This window comes from Streptomyces sp. NPDC048461, assembly GCF_055587105.1.
In genome coordinates, this window is sequence record NZ_JBVJGW010000023.1 from 1 (window position 1) to 26,491 (window position 26,491).

Annotated in this window: 28 protein-coding genes; 14 read left to right on the forward strand and 14 right to left on the reverse strand. The window is 73.6% G+C overall.

The features are described 5' to 3' along the window. On the reverse strand, window positions 1–107 hold a 107-nt coding region (locus ACZ6S8_RS30380), incomplete at its 3' end, for a biotin carboxylase N-terminal domain-containing protein (protein ID WP_324787317.1). Between the two features lie 358 nt (window positions 108–465). Between ACZ6S8_RS30380 and ACZ6S8_RS30385 the strand changes: the two genes are divergently transcribed. Then, entirely contained in the window at window positions 466–948 is a 483-nt protein-coding gene (locus ACZ6S8_RS30385) for a hypothetical protein (RefSeq protein WP_469460626.1), read from the forward strand. Here the strand turns inward: ACZ6S8_RS30385 and ACZ6S8_RS30390 are convergent. The 4 genes from ACZ6S8_RS30390 to ACZ6S8_RS30405 all read right to left on the reverse strand — a co-directional run bounded on the left by ACZ6S8_RS30390 (window position 929) and on the right by ACZ6S8_RS30405 (window position 3,695). Then, window positions 929–1,534 (reverse strand): Maf family protein, encoded by a 606-nt coding sequence (locus ACZ6S8_RS30390; RefSeq protein ID WP_469460627.1) that lies wholly within the window; start codon window positions 1,532–1,534, stop codon window positions 929–931. The two genes, ACZ6S8_RS30385 and ACZ6S8_RS30390, sit on opposite strands and share 20 nt — an antisense overlap. 108 nt (window positions 1,535–1,642) lie before the next feature. Then, window positions 1,643–1,774, reverse strand: a complete 132-nt coding sequence (gene mmpB / locus ACZ6S8_RS30395) for a morphogenic membrane protein MmpB (protein ID WP_469460628.1) — start codon at window positions 1,772–1,774, stop codon at window positions 1,643–1,645. An 89-nt stretch (window positions 1,775–1,863) separates the two neighbouring features. Continuing rightward, a complete protein-coding gene (locus ACZ6S8_RS30400) occupies window positions 1,864–2,073 on the reverse strand; it encodes an acyl-CoA carboxylase epsilon subunit (protein WP_469460629.1) in 210 nt (69 codons plus the stop codon). 26 nt (window positions 2,074–2,099) lie between these two features. Further along, complete coding sequence (locus ACZ6S8_RS30405; RefSeq protein WP_469460630.1) at window positions 2,100–3,695, reverse strand: acyl-CoA carboxylase subunit beta; 1,596 nt, start codon at window positions 3,693–3,695, stop codon at window positions 2,100–2,102. Between the two features lie 131 nt (window positions 3,696–3,826). Between ACZ6S8_RS30405 and ACZ6S8_RS30410 the strand changes: the two genes are divergently transcribed. From ACZ6S8_RS30410 to hutH, 5 genes are all read left to right on the forward strand, one after another. Then, entirely contained in the window at window positions 3,827–4,693 is an 867-nt protein-coding gene (locus ACZ6S8_RS30410) for a biotin--[acetyl-CoA-carboxylase] ligase (RefSeq protein WP_469460631.1), read from the forward strand. 256 nt (window positions 4,694–4,949) lie between these two features. Beyond that, the gene (locus ACZ6S8_RS30415; RefSeq protein WP_469460632.1) at window positions 4,950–6,107 is read left to right on the forward strand and encodes an adenylate/guanylate cyclase domain-containing protein; all 1,158 of its coding nucleotides are present in this window, start codon (window positions 4,950–4,952) and stop codon (window positions 6,105–6,107) included. Between the two features lie 212 nt (window positions 6,108–6,319). After that, window positions 6,320–7,123, forward strand: coding sequence for an enoyl-CoA hydratase/isomerase family protein (locus ACZ6S8_RS30420; protein WP_469460733.1), 804 nt, complete (start codon window positions 6,320–6,322; stop codon window positions 7,121–7,123). A 130-nt stretch (window positions 7,124–7,253) separates the two neighbouring features. Continuing rightward, entirely contained in the window at window positions 7,254–8,366 is a 1,113-nt protein-coding gene (locus ACZ6S8_RS30425; protein ID WP_469460633.1) for a GGDEF domain-containing protein, read from the forward strand. 169 nt (window positions 8,367–8,535) lie between these two features. Further along, complete coding sequence (gene hutH / locus ACZ6S8_RS30430; protein WP_469460734.1) at window positions 8,536–10,077, forward strand: histidine ammonia-lyase; 1,542 nt, start codon at window positions 8,536–8,538, stop codon at window positions 10,075–10,077. Window positions 10,078–10,178: 101 nt separating this feature from the next. On the opposite strand, the gene ACZ6S8_RS30435 is transcribed toward hutH, so the two are convergent. Beyond that, window positions 10,179–10,514, reverse strand: coding sequence for a hypothetical protein (locus tag ACZ6S8_RS30435; RefSeq protein WP_469460634.1), 336 nt, complete (start codon window positions 10,512–10,514; stop codon window positions 10,179–10,181). Window positions 10,515–10,678: 164 nt separating this feature from the next. Between ACZ6S8_RS30435 and ACZ6S8_RS30440 the strand changes: the two genes are divergently transcribed. Both ACZ6S8_RS30440 and ACZ6S8_RS30445 read left to right on the forward strand, forming a co-directional pair. Further along, window positions 10,679–10,963 (forward strand): hypothetical protein, encoded by a 285-nt coding sequence (locus ACZ6S8_RS30440; protein WP_383932233.1) that lies wholly within the window; start codon window positions 10,679–10,681, stop codon window positions 10,961–10,963. A gap of 146 nt (window positions 10,964–11,109) precedes the next feature. Continuing rightward, window positions 11,110–12,366 carry a L,D-transpeptidase gene (locus tag ACZ6S8_RS30445; protein WP_469460635.1) on the forward strand — a complete coding sequence of 419 codons (1,257 nt, stop codon included), beginning with the start codon at window positions 11,110–11,112 and terminating at the stop codon, window positions 12,364–12,366. Window positions 12,367–12,666: 300 nt separating this feature from the next. Here the strand turns inward: ACZ6S8_RS30445 and ACZ6S8_RS30450 are convergent, their stop codons facing one another. Next, entirely contained in the window at window positions 12,667–13,569 is a 903-nt protein-coding gene (locus ACZ6S8_RS30450; protein WP_469460636.1) for a helix-turn-helix domain-containing protein, read from the reverse strand. A gap of 239 nt (window positions 13,570–13,808) precedes the next feature. Between ACZ6S8_RS30450 and ACZ6S8_RS30455 the strand changes: the two genes are divergently transcribed. Both ACZ6S8_RS30455 and ACZ6S8_RS30460 read left to right on the forward strand, forming a co-directional pair. Then, entirely contained in the window at window positions 13,809–14,855 is a 1,047-nt protein-coding gene (locus tag ACZ6S8_RS30455) for an NAD(P)-dependent alcohol dehydrogenase (protein WP_469460637.1), read from the forward strand. A gap of 270 nt (window positions 14,856–15,125) precedes the next feature. Further along, window positions 15,126–17,327 (forward strand): sulfatase-like hydrolase/transferase, encoded by a 2,202-nt coding sequence (locus tag ACZ6S8_RS30460; protein ID WP_469460638.1) that lies wholly within the window; start codon window positions 15,126–15,128, stop codon window positions 17,325–17,327. Window positions 17,328–17,338: 11 nt separating this feature from the next. Here ACZ6S8_RS30460 and ACZ6S8_RS30465 read toward each other — a convergent pair whose 3' ends face one another. From ACZ6S8_RS30465 to ACZ6S8_RS30480, 4 genes are all read right to left on the reverse strand, one after another. Further along, the gene (locus ACZ6S8_RS30465; protein ID WP_469460639.1) at window positions 17,339–17,611 is read right to left on the reverse strand and encodes a hypothetical protein; all 273 of its coding nucleotides are present in this window, start codon (window positions 17,609–17,611) and stop codon (window positions 17,339–17,341) included. Next, on the reverse strand, window positions 17,608–17,976 hold the full coding sequence (locus ACZ6S8_RS30470) for a hypothetical protein (RefSeq protein WP_469460640.1): 369 nt from the start codon (window positions 17,974–17,976) through the stop codon (window positions 17,608–17,610). The genes ACZ6S8_RS30465 and ACZ6S8_RS30470 overlap by 4 nt, the downstream gene beginning before the upstream one ends. A gap of 92 nt (window positions 17,977–18,068) precedes the next feature. Then, window positions 18,069–18,731 (reverse strand): peptide-methionine (S)-S-oxide reductase MsrA, encoded by a 663-nt coding sequence (gene msrA, locus ACZ6S8_RS30475; RefSeq protein ID WP_469460641.1) that lies wholly within the window; start codon window positions 18,729–18,731, stop codon window positions 18,069–18,071. A gap of 341 nt (window positions 18,732–19,072) precedes the next feature. Then, complete coding sequence (locus tag ACZ6S8_RS30480) at window positions 19,073–20,179, reverse strand: hypothetical protein (RefSeq protein WP_469460642.1); 1,107 nt, start codon at window positions 20,177–20,179, stop codon at window positions 19,073–19,075. Between the two features lie 75 nt (window positions 20,180–20,254). Between ACZ6S8_RS30480 and ACZ6S8_RS30485 the strand changes: the two genes are divergently transcribed. Further along, on the forward strand, window positions 20,255–21,412 hold the full coding sequence (locus ACZ6S8_RS30485) for a cystathionine gamma-synthase (RefSeq protein ID WP_469460643.1): 1,158 nt from the start codon (window positions 20,255–20,257) through the stop codon (window positions 21,410–21,412). A 208-nt stretch (window positions 21,413–21,620) separates the two neighbouring features. Here ACZ6S8_RS30485 and ACZ6S8_RS30490 read toward each other — a convergent pair whose 3' ends face one another. From ACZ6S8_RS30490 to ACZ6S8_RS30500, 3 genes are read right to left on the reverse strand one after another with little or no spacing between them, the layout of a single operon-like run. Beyond that, window positions 21,621–21,875, reverse strand: coding sequence for a hypothetical protein (locus ACZ6S8_RS30490; protein ID WP_469460644.1), 255 nt, complete (start codon window positions 21,873–21,875; stop codon window positions 21,621–21,623). After that, window positions 21,872–22,294, reverse strand: coding sequence for a sigma factor-like helix-turn-helix DNA-binding protein (locus ACZ6S8_RS30495; protein ID WP_469460645.1), 423 nt, complete (start codon window positions 22,292–22,294; stop codon window positions 21,872–21,874). The genes ACZ6S8_RS30490 and ACZ6S8_RS30495 overlap by 4 nt, the downstream gene beginning before the upstream one ends. A 59-nt stretch (window positions 22,295–22,353) precedes the next feature. Then, entirely contained in the window at window positions 22,354–22,875 is a 522-nt protein-coding gene (locus ACZ6S8_RS30500; protein WP_469460646.1) for a MarR family winged helix-turn-helix transcriptional regulator, read from the reverse strand. A gap of 236 nt (window positions 22,876–23,111) precedes the next feature. Here ACZ6S8_RS30500 and ilvA point away from each other — a divergent pair, with 236 nt between their 5' ends. The 3 genes from ilvA (at window position 23,112) to ACZ6S8_RS30515 (ending at window position 26,458) form a co-directional block, all read left to right on the forward strand. Further along, the gene (gene ilvA, locus ACZ6S8_RS30505; protein ID WP_469460647.1) at window positions 23,112–24,344 is read left to right on the forward strand and encodes a threonine ammonia-lyase; all 1,233 of its coding nucleotides are present in this window, start codon (window positions 23,112–23,114) and stop codon (window positions 24,342–24,344) included. 225 nt (window positions 24,345–24,569) lie between these two features. After that, window positions 24,570–25,592: an ATP-binding cassette domain-containing protein gene (locus tag ACZ6S8_RS30510; protein WP_469460648.1), complete on the forward strand. Its 1,023-nt coding sequence runs from the start codon at window positions 24,570–24,572 to the stop codon at window positions 25,590–25,592. After that, on the forward strand, window positions 25,589–26,458 hold the full coding sequence (locus ACZ6S8_RS30515) for an ABC transporter permease (RefSeq protein WP_469460649.1): 870 nt from the start codon (window positions 25,589–25,591) through the stop codon (window positions 26,456–26,458). The genes ACZ6S8_RS30510 and ACZ6S8_RS30515 overlap by 4 nt, the downstream gene beginning before the upstream one ends. The last annotated feature ends 33 nt before the right edge of the window (window positions 26,459–26,491 follow it).

Sequence of the window (26,491 nt, forward strand, 5' to 3'; positions counted from 1 at the left end):
CGGTCCGGATCGGCGTAGACGGCTACGCTCGCGATCCCGGCGTCCCGGCAGGCCCGGGCAACGCGGACAGCGATTTCGCCACGGTTGGCGATGAGCACCTTGCGCACGATGGCTCCCTCCTTGAAAACAAGCTGAGTTTAGGGACAGCCCACACGGCCTTTCGACCCTTTCCCGGTGGTGACCTTGCCCACACGGAATGTGACGCGTGGTTCGATCCAGCGGAAAACCCTTGTGGCGCCCCAGGTCAGGGGGATCCCCGACTGCACAGTAACCCTGTCGTGTGGCCGGGGTCTCTGTCCGGCCGGTCAGCGGGCCCGGGTGATTCTTTGTGGGGTCCCTACGAACGGCCCGCGTTTTCTTTGCTTGATCGGCACGCCAGGGGGTCCTGCCGCAACGAACCGGGCCGGACCCCTTGTCCGCACGTTTACCCGTTAGTAGCCTCCAGGCGTCGAACACGCTTGTGACGTGTGGGGGGTGGACGTCGTGCTGCGCAGACTCGTGGCCGCACTGGCCGCGATCGTGCTGGTCGCGGAAGCGGCGGTGCTCGTGCTCGTGCACATCGTGCTGGGCCGCACGACGCAGAACCAGTCGATGTCCATCGCGGGCAGCGACCCGGACCTCATGTCCAAGGCGACGTACGGACTCGGCGCCGGCATGGGCGCCTTCCTCGTGCTGTGCGCCGTGCTCGTCGCCGTCGCCGCCGTGCGCGACCGGGCCCCCGGCCGTTTCGCCCGCATCGTCCTGTTCACCGCCGCCGTCACCCACGGAGTGCTCGGCATCCTCGCCGTCGCACTCGTCGGCTGGGCCGCCTTCGTGGCGATGATGCTGATCCTGTGTCTGCTGGTCCTGGTCCTGATGCTCTACGCCCCGGTGGCCGAGGACCGCGCGGCGGCCCGGGACACGCCGCCGCCACCGCCGTTCGGGGAGCTCAGGCCCACAAATCCGTGATGGATACACCCAGTTCGCCGAGCAGGGAACGCAGCAGCGGGAGCGACAGCCCGATCACGTTCCCGGGATCCCCGTCGATGCCGTCGACGAACGGCGCCGACAGCCCGTCCAGGGTGAACGCGCCCGCCACGTGCAGCGGCTCGCCGCTGGCCACGTACGCCGCGACCTCCGCGTCCGTCGGCTCGCCGAACCGGACCGTCGTGGACGCGGTGGCCGACACCCGGCGGCCGTTCGCCGTGTCGATCACGCAGTGACCGGTGCGCAGGACGCCCGCCCGCCCGCGCATCGACTTCCAGCGCGCGGTGGCCTCCTCGGCGTCCGCCGGCTTGCCCAGGGCCTCGCCGTCCAGCTCCAGCACCGAGTCGCAGCCGATGACCAGCGCGCCCGCGGCCTCCTCCAGGCCCGCCACGACGCCGGCCTTGGCCTCGGCGAGGGCCAGGGCCAGCTCGGACGGGGAGTCGGCCTGCAGCGCGTCCTCGTCGAAGCCGCTGACGATCACGTGGGGGGCGAGGCCGGCCTGCCGCAGCAGGTTCAGCCGGGCGGGGGAGGCGGAGGCGAGGACGAGCGAGCGCGGTTCGGCAGTCATGGGGCCATCGTAGGGGCGTGCACGGGGCCCCCGGAGGGCGGTCCGGAGGGCCCGGGAGGCGACCGGGACGGCGACCGGGCGGCGGTCCGGGGAGCGGCGCGGCGCGGCCTAGAAGCCGACGCCCAGGACGTAGACCACCACGAGCATCGCGAGCCCCAGCACGAGGGTCAGCCGCCGGATCATCGCTTGGGCGTCGCGCATGTCCTCGGGGGGCTCGTTCTTCGGATCGGACCAGAGCATGCCCCGATCCTGTCGCCCGGGACAGGTGTGGCGCCTGAGTACCCGTACTCAGGCGCCACCCCCCGTTCACACCATCTTTCGCGGCCGGGCTAGCCCGGCCAGTACGTACGGCCCCACGCGGCCGGTCCCGGCTGCGGCAGCCGGTGCGCCGCCAGCCGGGACGGCGCGGACCACGCGTCGGGCACCCGCGGCGCGTCCGACGGCGCCGCCGCCAGCGCGGCCGCGCGCGCCTGGACCACCGCCAGTGCGGCGGCCAGCTCCTCCGGGGTCGGATTGCCCTTGACGACCTTGATCACCACTGTGCGCTCCTCGCGGTCTCGGCGCTCTAGAGGGGGATGTTGCCGTGCTTCTTCGGCGGCAGGGACTCCCGCTTGGTGCGCAGCTGGCGCAGCCCCTTCACCACGTGCGCGCGCGTCTCGGACGGCATCACCACCGCGTCGACGTACCCGCGCTCGGCGGCCGTGTACGGGTTGAGCAGCGCGTCCTCGTACTCGGTGATGAGCCGCGCCCGGGTCTCCTCGCCCAGGCCGGACGCCTCCGCCTCGGCGATGGTCCGCCGGTGCAGGATGTTGACCGCGCCCTGCGCGCCCATGACGGCGATCTGGGCGGTCGGCCAGGCCAGGTTGAGGTCCGCGCCGAGGTGCTTGGACCCCATGACGTCGTAGGCGCCGCCGAAGGCCTTGCGGGTGATGACGGTGATCAGGGGGACGGTGGCCTCGGCGTAGGCGTAGATCAGCTTCGCGCCGCGCCGGATGATCCCGTTGTACTCCTGGTCGGTGCCCGGGAGGAAGCCCGGCACGTCCACGAACGTCAGGACCGGGACGTTGAACGCGTCGCACGTCCGGACGAAGCGGGCCGCCTTCTCGGAGGCGTCGATGTCCAGACAGCCGGCGAACTGCATCGGCTGGTTGGCGACGATGCCGACCGGGTGGCCCTCGACCCGGCCGAAGCCGGTGAGGATGTTCGGGGCGAACAGGGACTGCGTCTCCAGGAACTCCGCGTCGTCCAGCACGTGCTCGATCACGGTGTGCATGTCGTACGGCTGGTTCGCGCTGTCCGGGATGAGGACGTCGAGCTCGCGGTCGGTGTCCGACACCTCCGTGTCGGCCTCCTCGGGGAAGGCCGGGGCCTCGGAGAGGTTGTTCGACGGCAGGTAGGAGAGCAGGGACTTGACGTACTCGATCGCGTCCTTCTCGTCCCCGGCCATGTGGTGGGCCACGCCGGAGGTGGCGTTGTGCGTCCGGGCGCCGCCCAGCTCCTCGAAGCCCACGTCCTCGCCGGTGACGGTCTTGATGACGTCCGGGCCGGTGATGAACATGTGCGAGGTCTGGTCGACCATGACCGTGAAGTCGGTGATGGCCGGGGAGTACACGGCGCCGCCGGCGCACGGCCCGACGACGAGGCTGATCTGCGGGATCACGCCGGAGGCGTGCACGTTGCGGCGGAAGATCTCGCCGTACATGCCCAGGGCGCTGACGCCCTCCTGGATGCGGGCGCCGCCGGAGTCGTTGATGCCGACGAGCGGACAGCCGGTCTTCAGCGCGAAGTCCATGACCTTCATGATCTTCTGGCCGTAGACCTCGCCGAGGGCCCCGCCGAAGACGGTGAAGTCCTGCGAGAACACGGCGACGGGCCGCCCGTCCACGGTGCCGTAGCCGGTGACGACGCCGTCGCCGTACGGCCGCGTCTTCTCCAGCCCGAAGTTGGTGGAGCGGTGCCGGGCGAACTCGTCGAGCTCGACGAAGGACCCCTCGTCCAGCAGCAGGGCCACCCGCTCACGCGCCGTCAGCTTCCCCTTGGCGTGCTGCTTCTCCACGGCCCGTGCGGACCCGGCGTGGGTGGCTTCGTCGACGCGGCGCTGCAGATCCGCGATCTTGCCCGCGGTGGTGTGCATGTCGATCGGCTCTGACGGTTGTGACATCGGGGTCGCGGCTCCCTGCGTGGTGTCAACGGCCTGGTCAATTGATTGACTACTGCTGGCTACTGGTGCGTAGCGTATCGGCGGGCATGGCGCTCGGCAGTGCGGCGTTTGACACACCTACATTGGGTTGCATGACGCCTTCAGATGCATCAGCCGGAGCTTCCGCCGGACGCTGGTCGAGCCTGGACCGGCCGCCGCTCAACGCCGCGGGCCTGCGGCGGGCCCTCGTCGCCGAGGGAGGGCTGTGGACCTCCCTGGAGGTGGTCCCCGCCACCGGGTCCACCAACAGCGACCTCGCCGCCCGGGCCGCGGAGCTCCCCGAGGGGGCCGTGCTCGTGGCCGAGGAGCAGACCGCCGGACGCGGGCGGCTCGACCGCAGCTGGGTCGCGCCGCCCCGGTCCGGGCTGTTCTTCTCCGTCCTGCTCAAGCCGGGCGACGCGGTGCCGCAGGAGCGCTGGGGGTGGCTGACCCTGCTGGCGGGCGTGGCCACCGCGACCGGGCTGTCCCGGGCGGCGGGCGTGGACACCGCACTCAAGTGGCCCAACGACCTGCTGGTCACCGTGGACGGCGACGAGCGCAAGACCGGCGGGATCCTCGCCGAGCGGGTTTCCGACGGGGTCGTCCTCGGGATCGGCCTCAACGTCACCCTCACCGAGGACGAGCTGCCGGTGCCCGCCGCCGGGTCCCTCGCCCTGGCCAAGGCGTCCGTGACCGACCGGGACCCGCTGCTGCGGGCCGTGCTGCGCTCCCTGGAGCAGTGGTACGGGAACTGGCGCGCGGCCGGCGGCGACCCCGCCGCCAGCGGCCTCCAGGAGACCTACGCGGCGGGCTGCGCCACCCTCGGCCGCCACGTGCGCGCGGAGCTCCCGGGCGGGCGCGTCCTCACCGGAACGGCCGAAGCGGTGGACGCCGACGGCCGCCTGGTGATCCGTACGGCCGAGGACCGGCACGAGGCGGTGGGCGCGGGCGACGTGATCCACCTGCGCTCGGTCCACTGAGGCGCCGCCCCCGCCCGTCCGTCCGCCCGGTTCCGGCCCCTCCCCGCCGTCCGCGCGGTCCCGGGCGGGTCCCCGCGGGCTTCCCCCGTACGGCCCAGGGGGCCTGCCGGGGAAGGTGCGGGCGGGGGAGTGCTCAAAGAACGAGTAGGGGGAGTGAGCTACGGCACACCTGCCGTATGGTTTAGGCGATCCCAGTGCTCGCGGTGATCAACCGGTTCGGCAGGGCATTGCGCACGGAATGGACAGGAGGCGGCCCTTGACCGTCGACGACCCTTCGCCCAGCGCCTCCTCCAACGGGCCCGGGACCGGTCCCGGCACCCCCATCGGGCGGGACCAGCACACCTCCCACCACGAGGTCGACTACACGGCGCAGCCGACGGCGGACCCGCTCGCCATCCGGCTGGAGCAGCTGATCCTCGGCGCCGAGCGCCGCTACACCCCGTTCCAGGCTGCCCGCAGCGCCGGTGTCTCGATGGAGCTGGCCTCGCGCTTCTGGCGGGCCATGGGCTTCGCCGACATCGGCCAGGCCAAGGCGCTGACGGAGGCCGACGTACTGGCGCTGCGCCGGCTCGCGGGCCTGGTGGAGGCCGGGCTGCTGTCCGAGCCGATGGCGGTGCAGGTCGCGCGGTCCACCGGGCAGACCACGGCGCGGCTGGCGGAGTGGCAGATCGACTCGTTCCTGGAGGGGCTGACGGAGCCGCCGGAGCCGGGGATGACCCGTACGGAGGTCACGTACCCGCTGGTCGAGCTGCTGCTGCCGGAGCTGGAGGAGTTCCTCGTCTACGTGTGGCGCCGCCAGCTGGCGGCCGCGACCGGGCGGGTGGTGCAGGTGGCGGACGACGAGGAGATGGTCGACCGGCGGCTCGCGGTGGGCTTCGCGGACCTGGTGGGCTTCACCCGGCTGACGCGGCGGCTGGAGGAGGAGGAGCTCGGCGAGCTGGTCGAGGCCTTCGAGACGACGGCGGCGGACCTGGTGGCCGCGCACGGCGGCCGGCTGATCAAGACGCTGGGCGACGAGGTGCTGTACTGCGCCGACGACGCCGCGACGGCGGCGGAGATCGCGCTGCGGCTCATCGAGACGATGGAGGCGGACCCGCAGATGCCCGAGCTTCGGGTCGGGATCGCCTTCGGCACGGTGACGACCCGGATGGGCGACGTCTTCGGGACGACGGTGAACCTGGCGAGCCGGCTGACGTCGATAGCGCCGAAGGACGCGGTGCTGGTGGACGGCGCGATGGCCGAGGAACTGGGCCGGACCGGGGCCGCGCCGGTGTCGGAGAAGGAAGCCGAGTCGGAGGAGGGCGGCGGCGTGTACCGCTTCGCGCTCCAGCCGATGTGGCAGCGGCCCGTGCGCGGGCTCGGCGTCGTGGAACCGTGGTCGCTGACGCGGCGGAAGCGGGCGGGCTCGGCGTAGGCCTCCCGGCCCGGGGTGGCACGGCGGTACGGGCGGGGCCCGGCGCCCCGCCCAGGTGCGGCGCACCGCCCGGGCCCGGCGCCCCGGGCCGGGCGCGGCCGGTGCGGGCCGGCTCCGGACGGGCGTGGCCGGGCGCCGCACGGCCGGGGCGGGGTTGACGGGACCGCCTAGGATCCCTCGGTAACGTTCGTTAACCGGGAGGGCCTGTGTCAGTGGAACCGTCGGCTGTCGAGTCGGAATTCGTATCGGTGCGCCGCCACGGCGACGACGGGGTCGTGGAGCTGGTCCTGGACCGCCCGAAGGCCATGAACGCGGTCTCGACCGGGATGGCCCGCGCCATCGGGGCGGCCTGCGCCGGCCTCGCCGCCGATCCCTCCGTGCGGGTCGTCGTCGTCTCCTCGGCCGCCGAGCGGGCCTTCTGCGTCGGGGCGGACCTCAAGGAGCGGAACTCCCTCTCCGACGCCGAGCTGGTGCGGCAGCGGCCGACCACGCGGGGGGCGTACGGCGGCGTGCTGGAGCTGCCGATGCCCACGATCGCGGCGGTCCACGGCTACGCCCTGGGCGGCGGCTTCGAGCTGGCCCTGGCCTGTGACGTGATCGTCGCCGACGAGACGGCGGTGGTCGGCCTGCCCGAGGTGTCCGTGGGCGTCATCCCCGGCGGCGGGGGCACGCAGCTGCTGCCGCGCCGGGTGGGCGCGGCGCGGGCCGCCGAGCTGATCTTCACGGCGCGCCGGGTCGAGGCCGCCGAGGCGCTGTCCCTGGGGCTGGTGGACTCCGTGGTCGCGGCCGGCACGGACACGGCGGAGGCGCTGGCGCTGGCGGGCCGGATGGCGGCGAACTCCCCGGTGGGGCTGCGGGCGGCCAAGCGGGCGCTGCGGCTGGGGCACGGGATGGACCTCCAGGCCGGTCTGGAGATCGAGGACGCGGCCTGGCGCACGGTGGCCTTCTCGGGGGACCGGGCGGAGGGCGTGGCGGCGTTCAACGAGAAGCGGAAGCCGAACTGGCCCGGGCAGTAGCCCCCTGGGCCGTGCCGCCCCGCCCCGGCCCGCCCCGCCCGGGTCCGGGCCGGGTGCCCGCGGGATTTCCGGACGGGGCAATGCCGCGCCAAATTGTCACTAAATCAGACAAACCCCCTAACCTGGGGTGATGGGCGTTGACGCACGGCTGCGGGCCGTGGTGGGACTCGCGCAAGCGATGGCCGCGGCGTGCGCGCCGCAGGACAGCGTGCGAGCGGCCGCACGGGGGGCGCGGGTGGCGATGGACGGGTCGTTCGCCGCGATCTCCGCCTGGGAGCGGGAGCGGGGCCGCCTGCGGGTGCTCGTGAACGAGGGGGAGCGGCGGGCCGGCGAGGAGGAGTTCCCCGAGGACGAGTCCTACCCCGTGCACGACTTCCCGGAGATCACCGAGTTCCTGCACGAGCGCTGGGCGGGCGGCGGCGGCCCGCACGCCTGGGTCGAGAGCGCCGTCGGCACCCGTCCCGGGCGGCGCGGGGAGGCCCTGCGCCGCCGCGGGCGCGGTACGTGCGTCGTCGCGCCGATCGTGCTCAGCGGGCGAGCCTGGGGCGAGCTGTACGTGGCCCGGGACGAGGGCCTCCCGGACTTCGACGAGGACGACGCCGAGTTCGCGACGGTGCTGGCGGCGGTGGTCGCCGCGGGGCTCGCGCAGAACGAGCGGCTGGCGGAGGCCCGGCGCCTCGCCTTCACCGACCCGCTGACCGGGCTCGCCAACCGGCGGGCGGTGGACATGCGGCTCGACGAGGCACTGGAGGAGCACCGGCGCACCGGGGTGGTGGTGAGCCTGGCCGTCTGCGACCTCAACGGGCTCAAGAAGGTCAACGACACCCTGGGCCACGCGATGGGCGACCGGCTGCTGGAGCGGTTCGGGTCGGTGCTGAGCCTGTGCGGCGCCATGCTGCCGGGTGCGCTGGTGGCGCGGCTGGGCGGGGACGAGTTCTGCCTGGTGAGCGCCGGCCCGACGGCGGACGAGGTGGTGCGGGTCGCCGAGGAGCTGTGCGCCCGGGCGGGCGAGCTGGAGCTCGGCGACGGCGTGGCCTGCGGGGTGGCCTCCACCGGGGACCCCATCGGGCTGGTGAAGTCCTCCCGGCGGCTGTTCCGGCTGGCGGACGCGGCCCAGTACAAGGCGAAGGCCGCCCGCTCCGCGAAGCCGGTGGTCGCGGGCCGCGACACGGCCGTGGTCCGCCTCGCGGACGCCCCGCCCCAGGGGCCCGGCGACCGCCGCCGCTTCCGCGGCCGCGAGTGACCGAGGCCCCCCGGGGCGGGAACGCGGCTCCCCGCCGCTCCCCGCCGCTCCCCGCCGCCCCCGCCGCCTGCCGAGGCCTCCGCGGCGGGCGTCCGCGCCGCGGAAGGGACCCTCGCGGACGCCGCTAGTGACATGAAGGGATTCAGTCCGTAGGGTGCTGAATATGGATATGCACACTGTCGTGGTGGGGACGTCCGGGGTCACCGCCGAGGACGTCATCGCCGTCGCCCGCGGCAACGCCCGGATCGAGCTGTCCGGCGAGGCGCTCGACGCGCTCGCCCGCGCCCGCGCGATCGTCGACGCCCTCGCCGCCAAGCCCGAGCCCGTCTACGGGGTGTCCACCGGCTTCGGCGCCCTCGCCTCCCGGCACATCAGCCCCGAGCTGCGCGCCCAGCTCCAGCGCAACATCGTCCGCTCGCACGCCGCCGGCATGGGCCCGCGCGTCGAGCGGGAGGTCGTCCGCGCCCTGATGTTCCTGCGGCTGAAGACGGTCGCCTCCGGGCACACCGGAGTCCGCCCCTCCGTCGCCCAGACCATGGCCGACGTGCTGAACGCGGGCATCACCCCCGTCGTCCACGAGTACGGCTCGCTCGGCTGCTCCGGCGACCTCGCGCCCCTCTCCCACTGCGCGCTCGCGCTCATGGGCGAGGGCGACGCCGAGGGCCCGGACGGGACCGTCCGCCCCGCCGGCGAGCTGCTCGCCGAGGCGGGCATCGAGCCCGTCGAGCTCCGCGAGAAGGAGGGCCTGGCCCTCCTCAACGGCACCGACGGCATGCTCGGCATGCTGGTCATGGCTCTCGCCGACCTCGGCAGGCTGTACACCTCCGCCGACATCACCGCCGCGCTCACCCTGGAGGCGCTGCTCGGCACCGAGAAGGTCCTCGCGCCCGAGCTGCACGCCATCCGCCCGCACCCGGGCCAGGGCGCCTCCGCCGCGAACATGGCCGCCGTCCTGAAGGGCTCCGGGCTCGTCCGGCACTACCAGGAGGAGACCGCCCCGCGCGTGCAGGACGCCTACTCCGTGCGCTGCGCCCCGCAGGTGGCCGGCGCGGGCCGCGACACCATGGCGCACGCCGCCCTCGTGGCCTCCCGCGAGCTGGCCGCCGCCGTCGACAACCCGGTGGTCCTGCCCGACGGACGCGTGGAGTCGAACGGCAACTTCCACGGCGCCCCGGTCGCCTACGTGCTGGACTTCCTCGCCATCGCCGCCGCCGACCTCGGTTCCATCGCCGAGCGCCGCACCGACCGGCTGCTCGACAAGAACCGCAGCCACGGCCTGCCGCCGTTCCTCGCGGACGACGCCGGCGTGGACTCCGGCCTGATGATCGCCCAGTACACGCAGGCCGCCCTGGTCAGCGAGATGAAGCGGCTCGCGGTCCCCGCCTCCGCCGACTCCATCCCCTCCTCCGCCATGCAGGAGGACCACGTCTCCATGGGGTGGTCGGCGGCGCGCAAGCTCCGTACCGCCATCGACAACCTGACCCGGATCATCGCGATCGAGCTGTACGCGGCCACCCGGGCCATCGAGCTGCGCCACGGGCTCACCCCGGCCCCGGCCAGCCGCGCGGCCATCGACGCCGCCCGGGCGGCGGGCGTGCAGGGTCCCGGGCCGGATCGTTTCCTCGCCCCCGACCTGGCCGCCGCCGACGCGTTCGTCCGTACGGGCGGGCTCCTCGCCGCCGTGGAACCGGTGACGGGCCCGCTGGCCTGACCTGGCCGGCGACGCGCAGCGGAAGGGGCCGCCTCCTGTCGGGGGGCGGCCCCTTCCGTTTCCGTTTCCGGGCCGGCGCCCCGGTGCCCGCGGGCCCCGGTCTACGGCGTCCGGGCGCGGCGTACCGAGAAGACCACGAACCCCGCCCCGAGGCCCAGGCAGGCGGTGCCGCCCAGCAGGTACGGGGTGGTGTCCACGGAGCCGGTGTCCGCGAGCCGGAGCGGCGCGGGCTTCCCGGCCGCGTGCGGGACGGTTCCGCCCGTGATGGTTCCGGTCGTCGCCGTGGCGGCGGGACCCCCGCCGTCCGTGGCGGCGGGCGCGCCGGAACGGCTCGTGCCGGGACCCGGCGCGGTGGCTCCCGCCGAGGGGACGAACCACAGGGCGGCGAGGAGGGTGGTCGCTCCGAGAGCGGTGAGCAGCGGTCGGCGTGCGGACACGGTGCGATCCCCCTTGTGGCAGCAGCGAATTGGCCGTGTGCGGTGATGCTACGGAAAGGGGCGGGTCGTGGGAAAGCCGGGGGTTCCCCGGGCTTACTCTCCGTCGTATGGAACCTTCTGAGACATCACGGTACGTACGGCTTCGGGTGGATTTGGTACTGGAGGTGCCGGATCCGGATGCACTCACCGGAGCCGCCCTCGCGCACATCAAGGCCGACGAGTTCATGCCGGACGAGGAGCGCGGCCACGCCGAGTCCGCCGTCCGCGAGGACGAGTCGGAGGCCCTCGCGTACCTCGTCGACCCCACTGACCTGGTCGTCGACATCCCCGGGGTGGAACTCGCGCAGGCCTCCTGGAGCAGCGAGCCCGTCGAATACGACCCCGAGTCCATGGAGTGGGACCTGGACGAGGAAGATGGGGACTTCGACCAAGAAACCGACAACGCCTGACCGTGGGGTTGCCCACATCCCAACGGATGGTGGAACCGAACTCCGACGTTAACGCGTTGTCAGGGACGAGGCAGGGGGCCGTGCCCCCTGCCCGGCCAACCCCGCGACGGCAGCCGCGGGGTATCCGGCGACGATGGAGTGACGTGTTGAGGACGGACAGCAAGCGGCGGAGAAGGTCCCTGGTGGCCGTATCCGCCGTGCTCGGCGGCGTACTGGTGCTCTCGGCCTGCAGCGGTGACGGCGGTGACAAGCCGAGCGCGAGCGAGACCAGCAAGTCCCAGGCGGACGTCGACGCGGCGGCGGCCAAGGACGCCTCCAAGGCCCGAATAGCCATCACTCCGAAGGACGGCGCCACCAACGTCGGCCTCAACGACGCCACCAACGTGGCCGTAACCGACGGCACCCTGACGAAGGTGGAGCTGAAGAGCTCCGAGGGCGCGGCCGTGGCGGGCAAGATCGCTGCCGACGGCAAGAGCTGGAAGCCCGACGCGGCCCTGAAGCGCTCCACGAAGTACGCCCTGGCGGCGACCGCGAAGGACGCCGACGGGCGCGAGGCGCACGAGAACGCCTCCTTCACGACCATCTCCCCGGAGAACAGCTTCGTCGGCTCGTTCATCCCGGACGAGGGCCAGACCGTCGGCGTGGGCATGCCGGTCTCGATCACCTTCAACAAGCCGATCAAGGACCAGAAGGCCGTCCAGGCGGCCATCGACGTGAGCTCCAGCAGCGGCCAGGAAGTCGTCGGCCACTGGTTCGGTTCGCAGCGCCTCGACTTCCGTCCGGAGCAGTACTGGCAGGCGAACTCCACCGTCACGCTGAAGCTGGCACTGGAGGGCGTGCAGGGCGCTCCCGGGGTCCAGGGCGTCCAGAGCAAGACCGTGACCTTCAAGATCGGCCGCAGCCAGGTCTCCACGGTCGACGCGAAGACGAAGAAGATGACGGTCACCCGGGACGGCGCGGTCCTCAAGACCATCCCGATCTCGGCGGGCTCCCCGGCGAACCCGACGTACAACGGCCAGATGGTGATCTCCGAGAAGTTCAAGGAGACCCGGATGAACGGCGCCACCGTCGGCTTCACGGACGACGACGGCAAGGGCGAGTACGACATCAAGGACGTCCCCCACGCGATGCGGCTGTCGAACTCCGGCACCTTCATCCACGGCAACTACTGGGGAGCGGACTCGATCTTCGGCAGCGCCAACACCAGCCACGGCTGTGTCGGCCTGAACGACGCCAAGGGCGCCAACGACCCGAACCAGCCCGGCGCCTGGTTCTTCGACAACTCGCTGATCGGCGACGTGGTCACCGTGGTCAACTCCCCGGACAAGACCATCAAGCCCGACAACGGCCTCAACGGCTGGAACATGGGCTGGGCCGAGTGGAAGGCCGGCGCGGCCGTCTGACCTCCCGGTACGCGTGAGAGAACCGCAGCGGACGGCGGGGCCCGGAAGGGTCCCGCCGTCCGCTTCTCCGTGTGCTCCGTGCGTGCGCCGCGGGCGCCCGTCCGGCCGTCCCGCCCTGATCCGAAGGACGCGGCCTAGGCCGTCTCTTTCGGATCTTGTCGGCCGAGCCCGCGGCGTCTGGTGCCGTGTCTGGGCGTGCTGTCGGGGCGTTCGCGTACTGGGCCGTACGTGGTCGTCTCGGCAGTGCGGCCAGGCGCGGTGCCAGGCGTCGCGGGCCCGGCAAGATCCGAAAGAGACGGCCTAGCTCTGGCTGCGGGCCTGCGGCGGGGCGGGGGAGGGCTCCGGGGCGGCCGACGGCGTCGACCACGACGACAGCATCCGCAGGGCGTCGGACGACGGGGAGCCGGGCGCCGGGTGGAACAGCACCAGCGCCTGCTCCGGGTCGTCGGGCAGCCGCAGCGTCTCGAACGCCAGGCTCAGCTCGCCCACCAGCGGGTGCCGCAGCTGCTTCACCCCGTGCGTCTTGTCCGCGGCGACCGTGTGCGCCGCCCACAGCTGGCGGAACTCCTCGTTCTTCACCGACAGCTCACCGACCAGCGCGGAGAGCTGCTCGTCCTCCGGGTGCCGGCCCGCGTACATGCGCAGGTTGCTCACCACCTCGCAGGCCCGGCACTCCCAGTCCGCGTACAGCTCCGCCGTCGCCGCGTCGAGGAACACCAGCCGCACCAGGTTCCGCTCCTGCGCGGGCAGCGCCCCGAAGTCCCCGAAGACCGCCGCGGCCAGCCGGTTCCAGGCGATGACGTCCTGCCGCCGCCCCACCAGGTACGCCGGTACGCCGTCCATCGCGTCCATCAGCGTGCGCAGCTCGGGCCGCACCTGCTGGGGGCGGTGCGCCCGGCTGCGCTGCTTGCGGGTCCTGGGGCGGGCCAGGTGGGTCAGGTGGGTGTACTCCGTGTCGTCGAGCCTCAGGGCCCGCGCGATCGCGTCCAGGACCTCCGTCGACACGTTGTGCCCGTTGCCCTGCTCCAGCCGCGTGTAGTACGCGACCGACACCCCCGCCAGCTGGGCCAGCTCCTCCCGGCGCAGCCCGGGGACGCGGCGGTGGCGCCCGTAGTCGGGCAGGCCCACGTCCTCGGGGCGCAGGCGGGCCCGGCGGGAGCGCAGGAACTCGCCGAGTTCGGCTCGCTGATCAAGCTGGTCCATACCGCCAGTATCTCCGGGCGGCGCACGGGGCGCGGGCCCCAGCCTGACCCCGCCAGTGGTAGGTCCGGCAGTCCTAGGCAGGGCAGGGGGCTGGGTGAGGGCGGCCGGGCGGGGCACGCTGGAAGGCGTACCGCGGCGCAGACGCCGCCCCGGTACGAGCGGACGCCGCCACCGGTACGCACGGCACGGCGCCGCCGCACCGCACACCCCTACCGCGTCACCGCTGAGGAGCCCCCACCATGTCCGTCACCCAGGTATCCGCCTACGCGGCCCCCGCCGCCAAGGCCCCGCTGGAGCGCACGACCGTCCCGCGCCGCCCGGTCGGCGAACACGACGTCCTCATCGACATCAAGTACGCCGGCATCTGCCACTCCGACATCCACCAGGCCCGCGAGGGCTGGGGCGAGGCGATCTTCCCGATGGTCCCCGGCCACGAGATCGCCGGCGTCGTCGCCGAGATCGGCCCCGGCGTGACCCTGCACAAGGTCGGCGACCGCGTCGGCGTCGGCTGTTTCGTCGACTCCTGCCGGGAGTGCGAGTACTGCCTGCGCGGCCAGGAGCAGTACTGCGTCAAGGGCATGACCGGCACCTACAACGCCCTCGACAAGAACGGCGAGCCCACCTACGGCGGCTACTCCACGCACATCGTCGTCGACGAGAACTACACCCTCCGGATCCCGGAGGGCGTCGCCCTCGACGTCGCCGCCCCGCTGCTGTGCGCCGGCATCACCCTCTACTCGCCGCTGAAGCACTGGGGCGCCGGTCCCGGCAAGAAGGTCGCCATCGTCGGCCTCGGCGGTCTCGGCCACATGGGCGTGAAGATCGCGAACGCGCTGGGCGCCGAGGTCACCGTGCTGTCGCAGTCCCTGCGCAAGAAGGACGACGGGCTGAAGCTGGGCGCCTCGCACTACTACGCCACCAGCGACGAGACCACCTTCGAGAAGCTGGCCGGCCAGTTCGACCTGATCGTCTCCACCGTCTCCGCGCCGCTGCCCCTCGACGCCTACCTGGCGCTGCTGAAGGTCGACGGCGCCTTCGTGAACGTCGGCGCCCCGGAGGAGCCGGTGTCGCTGAACCTGTTCTCCGTCATAGGCGGCCGCAAGACGCTCGCCGGGTCGATGATCGGCGGCATCGCCGAGACGCAGGAGATGCTGGACTTCTGCGCCGAGCACGGTCTGGGGGCGGAGATCGAGCTGATCGGCGCGGACCAGATCAACGAGGCGTACGACCGGGTCGTGGCGAGCGACGTGCGCTACCGCTTCGTGATCGACACCGCGACCATCTGAGGGACGGCGCGGCGGGCCGCGTGCGGCGCGCCGCACGGGAGCCCTGGAGCACGACGGTCCGGCCGCGCTGCGGCCGGGCCGTTCGCCGTCGGGGCGTCGGGGCGTCGGGGCGTCGGGCGGTCCGGCGGTGCGGCGGTGCGGCGCACGTGCCGGGCGTCCCGGGTGTCCCGGGCGCGCGTGTCACACGTTCTTCACGCCCCGTGCATGGTCTCGGCAGGGCCGCCCCGCGGATGATCTCCTCACCGTCCGCCCGCAGCCCAGGAGTTCGAGATGCCCAGCCGCCGACACTTCCTCGCCGGATCGGCGGCCGCCGCAGGCCTCGCCGCCCTCGCGCAGCTCCCGGCGGCGGGGTCCGCGGCCGCCGACGGCGCGCCCGGCGCGGCGCCCGCGGAGGACGCCGCCGGCGCCGCCGCCCCGCCCCACCTGGTGGTGATCCTGGCCGACGACCTGGGCTACGGCGACCTGGGCGCGTACGGCCAGAAGCTCATCAGCACCCCGCGCCTGGACCAACTCGCGGCGCAGGGGCTCCGGTTCACCGACGCCTACGCGGCGGCCGCCGTCTGCGCGCCCTCCCGGGCCGCGCTGCTGACCGGCCTGCACACCGGTCACGCGGCCGTCCGGGCGAACCCGGGCGGCGGCGGCCCGGGCGCCCTCGCCGCCGGGGACACCACCTTCGCGGAGGTGCTCCGGGCGCGGGGCTACCGTACGGGCCTGTTCGGCAAGTGGGGCTTCGGCCCCGAGGCCGGGGACCAGCCGAGCCACCCGGGCGCGCGGGGTTTCGAGGAGTTCTACGGGTACATCGACCACGGGCACGCCCACCAGTACTACCCGTCGTACCTGTGGCACAACGGCGCCAAGGAGCCGGTGGCGGCCGGCACGTTCGCCCCCGACGCCATCGCCGCGCGCGCCCTCGGCTTCATCGACGCGCACGCGGGCGGCCCGGACCCCTTCCTCCTCTTCCTGACCCCCAACCTCCCGCACGCGCCGAGCGAGGTCCCCGACCTCGGCGCGTACGCCTCGAAGTCCTGGACCCGGGAGAACAAGGCGCACGCGGCCCAGATCAGCCTCCTCGACGCCCAGGTCGGCGCGGTGGTGGACCGGCTGGTCGCCCGCGGCGTCGCGGACCGCACCGTGGTCCTGTTCGCCTCCGACAACGGACCGCACGAGGAGGGCGGGGTGAACCCGGACCTCTTCGACGCCAACGGCCCGCTGCGCGGCTACAAGCGCAACCTGTACGAGGGCGGCGTGCGGGTCCCGCTGATCGCCTGGGCCCCGGGCCGGATCGCCCCCGGCACCACCAGCGCCCGCCCGACCCCGCTGTACGACGTACTGCCCACCCTGGCCGAGCTGGCGGGGGCCCCGGCTCCCGCCGACATCGACGGCCTGTCGGCCGCCCCGGTGCTGAACGGCTCGGCGGCCCTCGCGCCGCTCCACGACCACCTGTACTGGTACCGCGACGAGCAGGGCGTCACCAGCCGGGCCAACGCGGCGGACGGGGGCCGGGCCAAGCGGGTCGCGGAGGCGGTCCGCAAGGACAAGTGGAAGGCGGTGCGGTTCGCCCCGGCCCGGGACCTGGGCGCCCCCGACGCGCAGTGGCAGTTCGAGCTGTACGACCTGGGCACGGACATCGGCGAGCAGCGCGACGTGGCCGCCGCCCACCCGGCGGTGGTCTCCGCGCTGACGGCCCTGCTGCGTTCGTCCTGGTCCGCCACCTATCCGCGCCGCCCGTGGGGCCTGACCGCGACCGTGTCCGCGGACGCGGCCACGGTCACCACCCGCCTGTCCAACGGGACCGCCCGCCCCTGGCCGGACGCCCGCGTCGGCCTCCCGGTCCCGGCGGGCTGGACGGCCACCCCGGCGGGGCCGGTGAGCGCCGCCTCGCTGGCCCCGGGGGCCTCGCTGACCACCGTGTGGACGCTGACCGCGCCGTCGTCGGCGCCGGCCGTGCTGACGGCGGCGGCGACGACCTCCGCGTACCGGTTCACGGCTCCCGTCCGCCTCACCCCGCTCCCGGCGCCGCCGACCCGGGACAGCTGGCTCAGCGACCTGCCGTGGGTCTCGGCGGCCAACGGCTGGGGCCCGGTGGAGATCGACCGCTCCAACGGCCGCAAGGAGGCGGGGGACGGCACCCCGATCGCCTTCGGCGGCGTCACGCACGCCAAGGGCCTGGGCGTCCACGCCCCGTCGGAGCTCGTCTACCACCTGGGCGGGCGGGGCTCCCGCTTCACGGCGCTCGTCGGCATCGACGACTTCTCGAAGAAGCAGTCCGCCGCCGGCGCCACCCGCGCCACGGTCCGCGGCGACGGCCGCGTCCTGTTCACCAGCCCGGTCCTGACGGGCGCGTCGGGCCCCGTCCCGGTCGACGTGGACGTCCGCGGCGTCCGCCTGCTCCACCTGGTGGTGGAGGACGCCAACGCGAACTCGTCCTTCGACCACACCTCCTGGGCGAACCCCCGCGTGACGGTGGTCTGACGGGGCCCGGCCTAGAGGGCGTCGAACGGCGGGATGATTCTGACGACGACGATCAGACGCGCGCGTGGAGCAGCGAGGAAGTAGAACCAACCGTCGGCGGCGTCCATCCGGCGCAAGCCACCGCTGTGTGGGCCATTGCCGAGTTCGCCCGGATCGACCCCCATGTCGGCCACATCGGTGAGCTGGTCCGCCAGCCGCTCGACCTCGTCGACCACGTGGGCCGGAACGCCGCCCGCGACATGGGCGTGATCGGGGCTGTACTCCCAGCGCCAGCCCTCGTTCACGGGCGGACGCTGTTGAGCGCGGCGTGCGCCTCGTCCAGGATCCGGCCGATCTCGGAGGCGGCGCGCAGGGCCTGCGCGGCGTCGCCGCTCGCCGCCGCCGCCTCCCAGCGCCGGAGTTCACCGGCCAGGGGCGGCTGGCGCTGGATGTGGACGTACGCCGCCCACTGGGCGGTGAAACGCTGCAGCGGGCCGAGGTTCGCCCCTTGCCGGGCCTGGTCCGCCGCCTGGTCCAGCTCGCGGGTGAACGCGGGCAGAGCCGCGGGGGTGATCTGTGCGACGGCCTGCCGCAGCGCGGTCACGGTGGCCGGTGGCTGCGGGATGAGCGGCTGCCCGGCGCCGGAGGTGCTGGTCACGGTTGCTCCCATGAGCGAGATTCTGGGCCCCGGCGCCAGCGTACCCAGCGCAATGGCCGCGCCCCACCCGAACGGGTGAGGCGCGGCGACCGGGCCGTCGGGGGTTACGGGGTGCCGGTCACGCCGATCGGGCAGGAGACGCCCGTGCCGCCGATGCCGCAGTAGCCGCCGGGGTTCTTGTCCAGGTACTGCTGGTGGCCCGCCTCGGCCGGCCAGAAGGGGCGCTCGGAGGCCGGGAGGACCGCCGTGGTGATCTCGCCGTGGCCCGAGGCCGTCAGGACCTGCTGGTAGGCCGTGCGGGAGGCCTCGGCCACCGCCTGGTGGGCGGGGGAGTGGGTGTAGACGGCGGAGCGGTACTGGGTGCCGACGTCGTTGCCCTGGCGGAAGCCCTGGGTGGGGTCGTGGGACTCCCAGAACAGCTTCAGGAGGGCCTCGTAGGAGACGGCCGACGGGTCGAAGACCACCCGGACGACCTCCGTGTGGCCGGTGCGGCCCGAGCAGACCTCCTCGTACGTGGGGTTCTCGGTGAAGCCGCCCTGGTATCCGGCGAGCGTGGTCCACACCCCCGGGGTCTGCCAGAACTTGCGCTCCGCGCCCCAGAAGCAGCCCAGCCCGAAGTCGGCGACCTCCAGGCCGGCGGGGTAGGGCCCGGAGAGCGGGTTGCCGAGGACGGTGTGGCGGTCGGGGACGGCGAACAGCGGCTCCCGGCGGCCCGTGAGGGCCTCCTCGCGGGTGGGGAGCTCGGGCGTGCGGCGGTACGAGAACATGGATTCCCTCCTTGTTGCAGTGTCAACGGACGATGGCGGGCCGGGATTCCCGCCCCGCCGCGTCGCCCCCGCCGCGTCGGCCCACGCCGCGGCAGGTGGAAGCCCGCGAGCAGGACGAGGGCGCGCACGGCGCGCAGCGAAGCGCCCCTGCGCACAGATCCCGCCGGGGGAGGGAACGGGCGCGGTTCTTCGACGTGCGAGTGCGCGTGCGACCACGTGCGTGCGCGGGTGCGCGGGTGCGCGCACGGGTGCGCCGGGCGGATCGGGACGGGCCGGGCGGATCGGGACGGGGCACGCCGGGAGCCTGCCCGCGGAACCCCGGACCCGCCCCGGCACACCGGTCAGTGCGGCAGGGTTGCCGGGGAGCCGCCGTTCGCCTCGTAACCCGCCACGGCCAGGGCGCGGTGCACCGCGTACGACGCCGCCGGGTCGGGCGTCGCCGACCACGGCAGGGCGCCCACGTACCCGTCCACGTGCCGCACCTGCTCCATCGCCTCCGCCCAGCGCTCCATGCTGACCAGGAACGACAGCAGCAGGTGCCGCACGTGCGCCAGCATCGGGTCGTCCTGCCGCGCCGTGTGCACGGCGTACAGCGCGCCCTCCACCGCCCGCGTCACGACCGCGCTCTGCCAGAAGCTGCCGACCAGGACCACGTCCGGCAGGTTCTCGTACAGCGCGAACAGCGGCAGCGCCGCCAGCAGCGAGCCCTGCGGGGCCCGGGCCGCGGCCGCGTGCGAGAACGCGTCGGCCTTCTCCCGCGAGCCGTGCCACTTCTCGCCCCAGTAGTGCAGCGCCGCGATGTGCGCGCCCATGTGGTCCGGCGCGCGGTCGATGACCTTCGCCCACAACGCGTCGAACTCCGCCTCCGGGTAGGCCAGTCCGCGCGCGATCGCCAGCTCGGTGATGTACGGGACCGGGTCGCCCGGCGCCAGCAGCGCCGCCTTGCGGCACGCCTCCCGCGCCTCCTCCAGGATGATGCGGTGGTCCTGCGAACCGACCCCGCCCGAGTGCCGCCACGCCTGCTGCACCAGCAGCTCGGCGTGCACCTGCGCGCCGCCCGCGTCCTTCTCCGCCTCCAGCCGCCAGGCCTTCAGCCACTGCGCGCCCGCACCCGGCTGCTGTACGAGCTCCAGCGCCGCCGCGCCGCCGAAGGCCTGCACGCGCTGCCAGCGCCGCTCGCCGTCCTTCGGGGTGCCGGCCAGCAGCCCCGACGCCGCCTGCCACGTTCCGCTGCGCTGCACGTTGCCGAGGGCGTCCATCAGGTCCTGGTCGGGACCCGGCACGCGGATGTCGAGCTGCTCCTGCCGCGCGAACCCGTAGTTCTCGGGGTCGGCCGCGTCGGGGCTGCCGGGCGCGGCCAGCCGGATGCCGCCGCGCTTGCGCCGTATGTACGGGCCGACGATGGCCACGAGCAGGCCGATCGAGAACAGCAACCACAAAATCTCCATGTCCCAAGCGAACCAGACCAGGGGGTGCACAGGCCAATAGAGGGGGCGCCCCCGGGCGGGGCATAGCATCGGACCATGAGCGACCACAGCCACGAGCACCAGAGCTTCGAGACCCGCGCCATCCATGCGGGCAATACGGCGGACCCCCGGACCGGTGCGGTCGTACCACCGATCTACCAGGTATCCACGTACAAGCAGGACGGCGTCGGCGGACTGCGCGGCGGTTACGAGTACAGCCGCAGCGCCAACCCGACCCGCACCGCGCTGGAGGAGAACCTCGCGGCGCTCGAAGGCGGCCGGCGCGGCCTCGCCTTCGCGTCCGGGCTCGCCGCCGAGGACTGCCTGCTCCGTACGCTGCTCTCCCCGGGCGACCACGTGGTCATCCCGAACGACGCGTACGGCGGCACCTTCCGCCTGTTCGCGAAGGTCGTCTCCCGCTGGGGCGTGGAGTGGTCGGTGGCCGACACCTCCGACCCGGACTCGGTGCGCGCGGCCCTGACCCCGAAGACCAAGGTCATCTGGGTCGAGACCCCCTCCAACCCGCTGCTCGGCATCACCGACATCGCCGTGGTCGCGGACATCGCGCGCACGGCCGGCGCCAAGCTGGTCGTCGACAACACCTTCGCCTCGCCCTACCTCCAGCAGCCGCTGGCCCTGGGCGCGGACGTCGTCGTGCACTCGCTGACCAAGTACATGGGCGGACACTCCGACGTGGTCGGCGGCGCGCTGGTCACCGCCGACGCCGCGCTGGGCGAGGAGCTCGCCTACCACCAGAACGCGATGGGCGCGGTCGCCGGTCCGTTCGACTCGTGGATCGTGCTGCGCGGCATCAAGACGCTGGCCGTCCGCATGGACCGGCACGCGGAGAACGCGGGCAAGGTCGTCGAGATGCTGTCCCGCCACCCCAAGGTCACCCAGGTCCTCTACCCGGGCCTGCCCGAGCACCCGGGCCACGAGGTCGCCGCCAAGCAGATGCGCAACTTCGGCGGAATGATCTCCTTCCGGGTCGCCGGCGGCGAGGAAGAGGCCGTCGCGGTGTGCGGCCGCACCACGATCTTCACGCTGGCCGAGTCCCTGGGCGGCGTCGAGTCCCTGATCGAGCACCCGGGCCGCATGACGCACGCGTCGGTGGCCGGCTCGGCCCTGGAGGTCCCGGCGGACCTGATCCGCCTGTCGGTGGGCATCGAGAACGCCGACGACCTCGTGGCGGACCTGGTGCGGGCGCTGGGCTAGCCGTGCCCCTGGCGGGGGGCTTGCCGGTGTTCGTGCCGGTGCCCCTCGCCTCCCGGGGGGCCCGCCGGGCGGGGCCCTGTGCGGCTGTCCGTGCCGCGCCGTTGCCGGGGCTCCGCCCCGGACCCCGCGCCTCACACGCCGGCGGGGCTGGATGTGCCCCGGCCGGGGCTGATCGCCGACGCCGGGCCCGGATTTTCCCCGGCCGGGGCTACCAGCCCTCCAGGGGTGGGGAGATGCCGCTCGGGGGGACCGTCCAGGGGCGGGTCACGGAGGCCCAGACCGTGAAGGCCGCCGCCGCCGCGACGAGCACGGCCCAGCCGAGCCGTTGCAGGGCCCGCCGCCGCCGCATGATCCGGTCGCCGCGGGCCGCCGCACCCGCCGCCAGACCGGCCGGCACCACCGGGTACGGGGCCTCCATGGCCTGCCTGACCTCGGCTTCCTTCCGGTCCGGGAACCCGCTCACGCCGCCTCCCGGGCGCGCATCGCCGCAACGGCCCGGTTGCACAGCACCCGGACCCGTTCCACCGGCAGCCCCAGCTGCGCCGCTACGACCTCGTCGGCGACCCCCTCGTACACCCGCAGCACGAGCACGAGCCGCTCCAGCGGGCTCAGCCGGGCCAGCAGGCCCGTGCCGCCGTGGTGGCGCCAGCCCGTGCGCGCGAAGGCGGCGCACAGCTCCTGGCGGGTGAAGTCGTACGGGTCGTCCCCGCGCAGCCGCCGCCAGTCGGCGTACGTACGGGCCAGCGCGCCCGCCAGCAGCCGCCGGGCCGGCTCGGCGTCGCCGGTCAGCAGGATCGCGACGTGCAGGAGCCGCCCCGCCGCGCCCGCGACGAAGGCCTCGAACTCCGCGTAGGGGCCTCCCCGGTGGTCCACCGCCCGCATAGCGACATAGTGCGGGCACCGGGACCGCCCCGGTCAAGAGGTCGGACGCAGCGAGCCGTTCAGGAGGCCGGTCCGGCGTCGGACACGGCCGCCATCAGCTCCGACAGCGACAGGTTGAACCGGGTCAGCAGCCCGGTGAAGGCCTCGCGCTCGTCCTCGCTCCAGCCCTCCGTCACGCGCACCATCAGCTCGCGCCGAGAGGAGCGGACCTCCTCCAGCCGCGCCAGCCCGCGCGCGGACAGCGCCAGCACCACGGCCCGCCCGTCCTCGGGGTGCGAGGTCCGCTTGACCAGGCCGCTGTCGACCAGCGGCGCGACCTGCCGCGTCACGGTCGAGGAGTCGATGCCCATGCCGCCGGCGAGCGCCTTGACGCCCATCGGCCCCTCCAGATCGAGCCGGTTCAGCAGCAGGTACGCGGCGCGGTCCATCGAGTTGCGCGCCTGGCCGACGCCGCCCAGACGGGTCTGCTCGGCACGCCGCGCGAAGACCGCCACCTGGTGCTGGAGCGCGTCGAGGAGACCGCCACCGGCGGGCGCTTCGGCCGCCACGGGCAGGTCGGAATTGGCCGGGGTGGAAGGCATGGCCGTGGGCTCTCTTCGCGTGGTCCGACAAGGTTGGGGGACAGAGTACGCGGCTGTACGGCGGCTCGTACGCCTCGTACGAGAACTCGTGCGGCCCGTGCGCGTGCCCGCTCCGCACCCGTCCCGGATGGCGGGATATCGCCTGTGGCGGCGGTCCGCGCCCGGGCCGTCCGCGGGCCGCGTCTCAGGGGCTGGCGTCCCGAGCCGGGCCGGGCGGGGACTGCGAGACTGGCGGCATGAACTACCGCGTGCCCCAGCCCGTCCCCCAGGTCATCCTCGACGACGTCCGGGGAGCGCAGAAGATGCTGTCCGGCGTCGCGCGGGTCACCGCGATGGAGGGCAGCCGGCACCTTTCCGCGCTCACCGGGTCCCCGGTCCACCTCAAGTGCGAGAACCTCCAGCGGACCGGCTCCTTCAAGCTGCGCGGGGCGTACGTGCGCATCGCGGGCCTGCGCCCGGAGCAGCGCGCGGCGGGCGTCGTGGCGGCCAGCGCGGGCAACCACGCGCAGGGCGTGGCGCTGGCCTCCTCCCTGCTCGGGGTCCGCTCGACGGTGTTCATGCCGGTCGGGGCGCCGCTGCCGAAGGTGGCCGCGACCCAGGAGTACGGCGCCGAGGTGCGCATGTACGGGGAGGTGGTGGACGAGACCCTGGCCGCCGCCCAGGAGTACGCGGACCGCACCGGAGCCGTGTTCATCCACCCCTTCGACCACCGCGACATCATCGCGGGCCAGGGCACGGTGGGCCTGGAGATCCTGGAGCAGTGCCCCGAGGTGCGCACGATCCTCGTCGGGATCGGCGGCGGCGGCCTCGCCGCCGGCATCGCGGTCGCGGTGAAGGCGCTGCGGCCGGACGTACGGGTCGTCGGGGTGCAGGCCGCCGGGGCGGCGGCGTACCCGCCCTCGCTCAAGGTCGGGCACCCGGTGTCGATCGACGCCCCCAGCACGATGGCGGACGGCATCAAGGTCGGCCGCCCCGGCGACGTCCCCTTCAAGATCATCGGTGAACTCCTCGACGACGTGCGGACGGTTTCCGAGGACGCGCTCTCCAGCGCCCTGCTGCTCTGCCTGGAGCGGGCCAAGCTCGTGGTGGAGCCCGCCGGGTGCAGCCCGGTCGCCGCGCTGCTGAGCGAGCCGGAACGGTACGGCGGCGGACCGGTGGTGGCCGTCCTGTCCGGTGGCAACGTGGACCCGCTGCTGCTCCAGCGGATCCTGCGCCACGGCATGGCGGCGGCGGGCCGCTACCTGTCGCTGCGGCTGCGCGTGACCGACCGGCCGGGGGCCCTGGCCGGGCTGCTGGGCGTGCTGTCGGGGTCCGACGCGAACGTGCTGGACGTGAGCCACGTACGGACCGACCCGCGGCTGGGGCTGACCGAGGTGGAGGTCGAGCTCCACCTGGAGACGAAGGGCCCGGAGCACTGCGCGGAGGTCGCGCGGTCGCTGCACGGCGCGGGGTACAAGGTGATGGGCTGACCCCGGCCGGAAGCGGGCGAGGGGGCGCGGGCGGGGGGCTTGGCGGGGACGTGTGGGGAAAAGGCGTGGCCGTACGCGATATGACGCGATAGGGTCCGCCCGGACGGTACGGCCCCGGCCGACGTCCGGATCCCCTGAAGTACCGGGCGGACCACGCCCGGCACCCCTAGGATTTGCCTAGGAAACACCCGATTCGAACACTCGATTCGCACTGGGAGAATCCCTATGCCAGGCGCCATATACGCCGAAGGGCTGGTCAAGACCTTCGGTGACGTGCGGGCTCTGGACGGCGTGGACCTCGATGTCCCGGAAGGCACCGTACTGGGCCTGCTCGGCCCCAACGGCGCGGGCAAGACCACGGCCGTGCGCGTCCTGACCACCCTCCTGCAGCCCGACAGCGGCAAAGCCGTCGTTGCCGGGATCGACGTCCTCAAGCACCCCAACGAGGTCCGGCGGGCGATCGGCCTCTCCGGCCAGTTCGCCGCCGTCGACGAGTACCTCACCGGCCGTGAGAACCTCCAGATGGTCGGGCAGCTCTACCAGATGAAGGCCGCGGCGGCGAAGGCCCGGGCCGCCGAGCTGCTGGAGCGCTTCAACCTCGCCGACGCCGCCGACCGCACCGCCAAGACGTATTCCGGCGGCATGCGCCGGCGCCTCGACCTCGCGGCCGCCCTCGTCGTCAGCCCGCCCGTGATGTTCATGGACGAGCCGACCACCGGACTCGACCCGCGCAACCGCCAGCAGCTGTGGGGGATCATCCAGGAGCTGGTCGCGGGCGGCACCACCCTCCTGCTCACCACCCAGTACCTGGAGGAGGCCGACCACCTCGCGCACGACATCTGCGTGGTCGACCACGGCAAGGTCATCGCCCGCGGCACCTCCGACGAGCTCAAGGCCCGCACCGGCGGCGAGCGCGTGGAGGTCGTCGTCCACGACCGGCAGCACATCGGCACGGCCCGCGAGGTCCTCGCCGGGTTCGGCAAGGGCGAGACCACCGTCGAGGAGCACACCCGCAAGCTGACCGTGCCGGTCTCCGGCGGCGCCAAGCTGCTCGCCGAGGTCATCCGCGAGCTCGACGGCAGGGACATCGAGATCGACGACATCGGCCTGCGCCGCCCCACCCTCGACGACGTGTTCATCTCCCTGACCGGTCACGCGGCGGAACGGGATACCGGGGAGGACGGCGGTCCCGCCGCCGCGCCGGCCGCCCAGGACCGCACGGCGGCCCGGAAGGAGACGGCGAAGTGACCCTCACCTCCCCGACCCCGGGCGCCTCCCCGAGCAGGGAGCTCGCCGCGCCCCGCCCGCGCGGCGGGCTCGTCCAGAGCGTCAACGACTCCCTCGTGATCGCCCGGCGCAACCTCATCCGGATGTCCCGCATCCCCGAGATGGTCATCTTCGGACTGATCCAGCCGATCATGTTCGTCGTGCTGTTCAGCTACGTGTTCGGCGGCTCGATGATGATCGGCGGCTCGACCAGCGCCGTCGACTACCGCAACTTCCTGATGGCCGGCATCTTCGCCCAGACCGTCACCTTCGCCACGGCCGGCGCGGGCGCGGGCATCGCGGACGACATGCACAAGGGCCTCATCGACCGCTTCCGTTCGCTGCCCATGGCCCGCGGAGCGGTCCTCACCGGCCGGACGCTGGCCGACCTCGTCCAGACCGCGCTGACCCTGGTGGTCCTCGCGATCGTGGCGCTCCTCGTCGGCTGGCGCATCCACGAGGGCATCCCCAAGGCCCTCGCCGGATTCGCCCTGCTCCTGCTGCTCGGGTACGCCTTCTCCTGGATCGGCGCGCTGATCGGCCTGTCGGTGCGGACCCCGGAGGCGGCCACCTCGGGCGGCCTGATCTGGCTCTTCCCCGTCACGTTCATCTCGAACGCCTTCGTGCCCACCGAGAACATGGCGAGCTGGCTGCAGCCCATCGCCGAGTGGAACCCGTTCAGCGCCACCGTGCAGGCCTGCCGCGTGCTCTTCGGCAACCCGGGCGTGTCACCGTCCGACGCCTGGCCGATGGTCCACCCGGTCTGGGCCTCGCTGATCTGGTCGGTGCTGATCATCGTGGTCTTCCGGACCCTCGCGGTCCGCAAGTACCGCTCGGCGAGCGCGTAGCGCCCGGCGCCCGGCGCCCGGCGCTCCACGTGA

What these genes read in the sequence shown, in the direction of transcription:
- ACZ6S8_RS30390 (WP_469460627.1), bottom strand. Translation starts at nt 1,534, where the DNA reads ATGACTGCCGAACCGCGCTCGCTCGTCCTCGCCTCCGCCTCCCCCGCC.
- mmpB (WP_469460628.1), bottom strand. Translation starts at nt 1,774, where the DNA reads ATGCTCTGGTCCGATCCGAAGAACGAGCCCCCCGAGGACATGCGCGAC.
- ACZ6S8_RS30405 (WP_469460630.1), bottom strand. Translation starts at nt 3,695, where the DNA reads ATGTCACAACCGTCAGAGCCGATCGACATGCACACCACCGCGGGCAAG.
- ACZ6S8_RS30410 (WP_469460631.1), top strand. Translation starts at nt 3,827, where the DNA reads ATGACGCCTTCAGATGCATCAGCCGGAGCTTCCGCCGGACGCTGGTCG.
- ACZ6S8_RS30425 (WP_469460633.1), top strand. Translation starts at nt 7,254, where the DNA reads ATGGGCGTTGACGCACGGCTGCGGGCCGTGGTGGGACTCGCGCAAGCG.
- hutH (WP_469460734.1), top strand. Translation starts at nt 8,536, where the DNA reads ATGCACACTGTCGTGGTGGGGACGTCCGGGGTCACCGCCGAGGACGTC.
- ACZ6S8_RS30450 (WP_469460636.1), bottom strand. Translation starts at nt 13,569, where the DNA reads ATGGACCAGCTTGATCAGCGAGCCGAACTCGGCGAGTTCCTGCGCTCC.
- ACZ6S8_RS30455 (WP_469460637.1), top strand. Translation starts at nt 13,809, where the DNA reads ATGTCCGTCACCCAGGTATCCGCCTACGCGGCCCCCGCCGCCAAGGCC.
- ACZ6S8_RS30460 (WP_469460638.1), top strand. Translation starts at nt 15,126, where the DNA reads ATGCCCAGCCGCCGACACTTCCTCGCCGGATCGGCGGCCGCCGCAGGC.
- ACZ6S8_RS30470 (WP_469460640.1), bottom strand. Translation starts at nt 17,976, where the DNA reads ATGGGAGCAACCGTGACCAGCACCTCCGGCGCCGGGCAGCCGCTCATC.
- msrA (WP_469460641.1), bottom strand. Translation starts at nt 18,731, where the DNA reads ATGTTCTCGTACCGCCGCACGCCCGAGCTCCCCACCCGCGAGGAGGCC.
- ACZ6S8_RS30480 (WP_469460642.1), bottom strand. Translation starts at nt 20,179, where the DNA reads ATGGAGATTTTGTGGTTGCTGTTCTCGATCGGCCTGCTCGTGGCCATC.
- ACZ6S8_RS30485 (WP_469460643.1), top strand. Translation starts at nt 20,255, where the DNA reads ATGAGCGACCACAGCCACGAGCACCAGAGCTTCGAGACCCGCGCCATC.
- ACZ6S8_RS30495 (WP_469460645.1), bottom strand. Translation starts at nt 22,294, where the DNA reads ATGCGGGCGGTGGACCACCGGGGAGGCCCCTACGCGGAGTTCGAGGCC.
- ACZ6S8_RS30500 (WP_469460646.1), bottom strand. Translation starts at nt 22,875, where the DNA reads ATGCCTTCCACCCCGGCCAATTCCGACCTGCCCGTGGCGGCCGAAGCG.
- ilvA (WP_469460647.1), top strand. Translation starts at nt 23,112, where the DNA reads ATGAACTACCGCGTGCCCCAGCCCGTCCCCCAGGTCATCCTCGACGAC.
- ACZ6S8_RS30510 (WP_469460648.1), top strand. Translation starts at nt 24,570, where the DNA reads ATGCCAGGCGCCATATACGCCGAAGGGCTGGTCAAGACCTTCGGTGAC.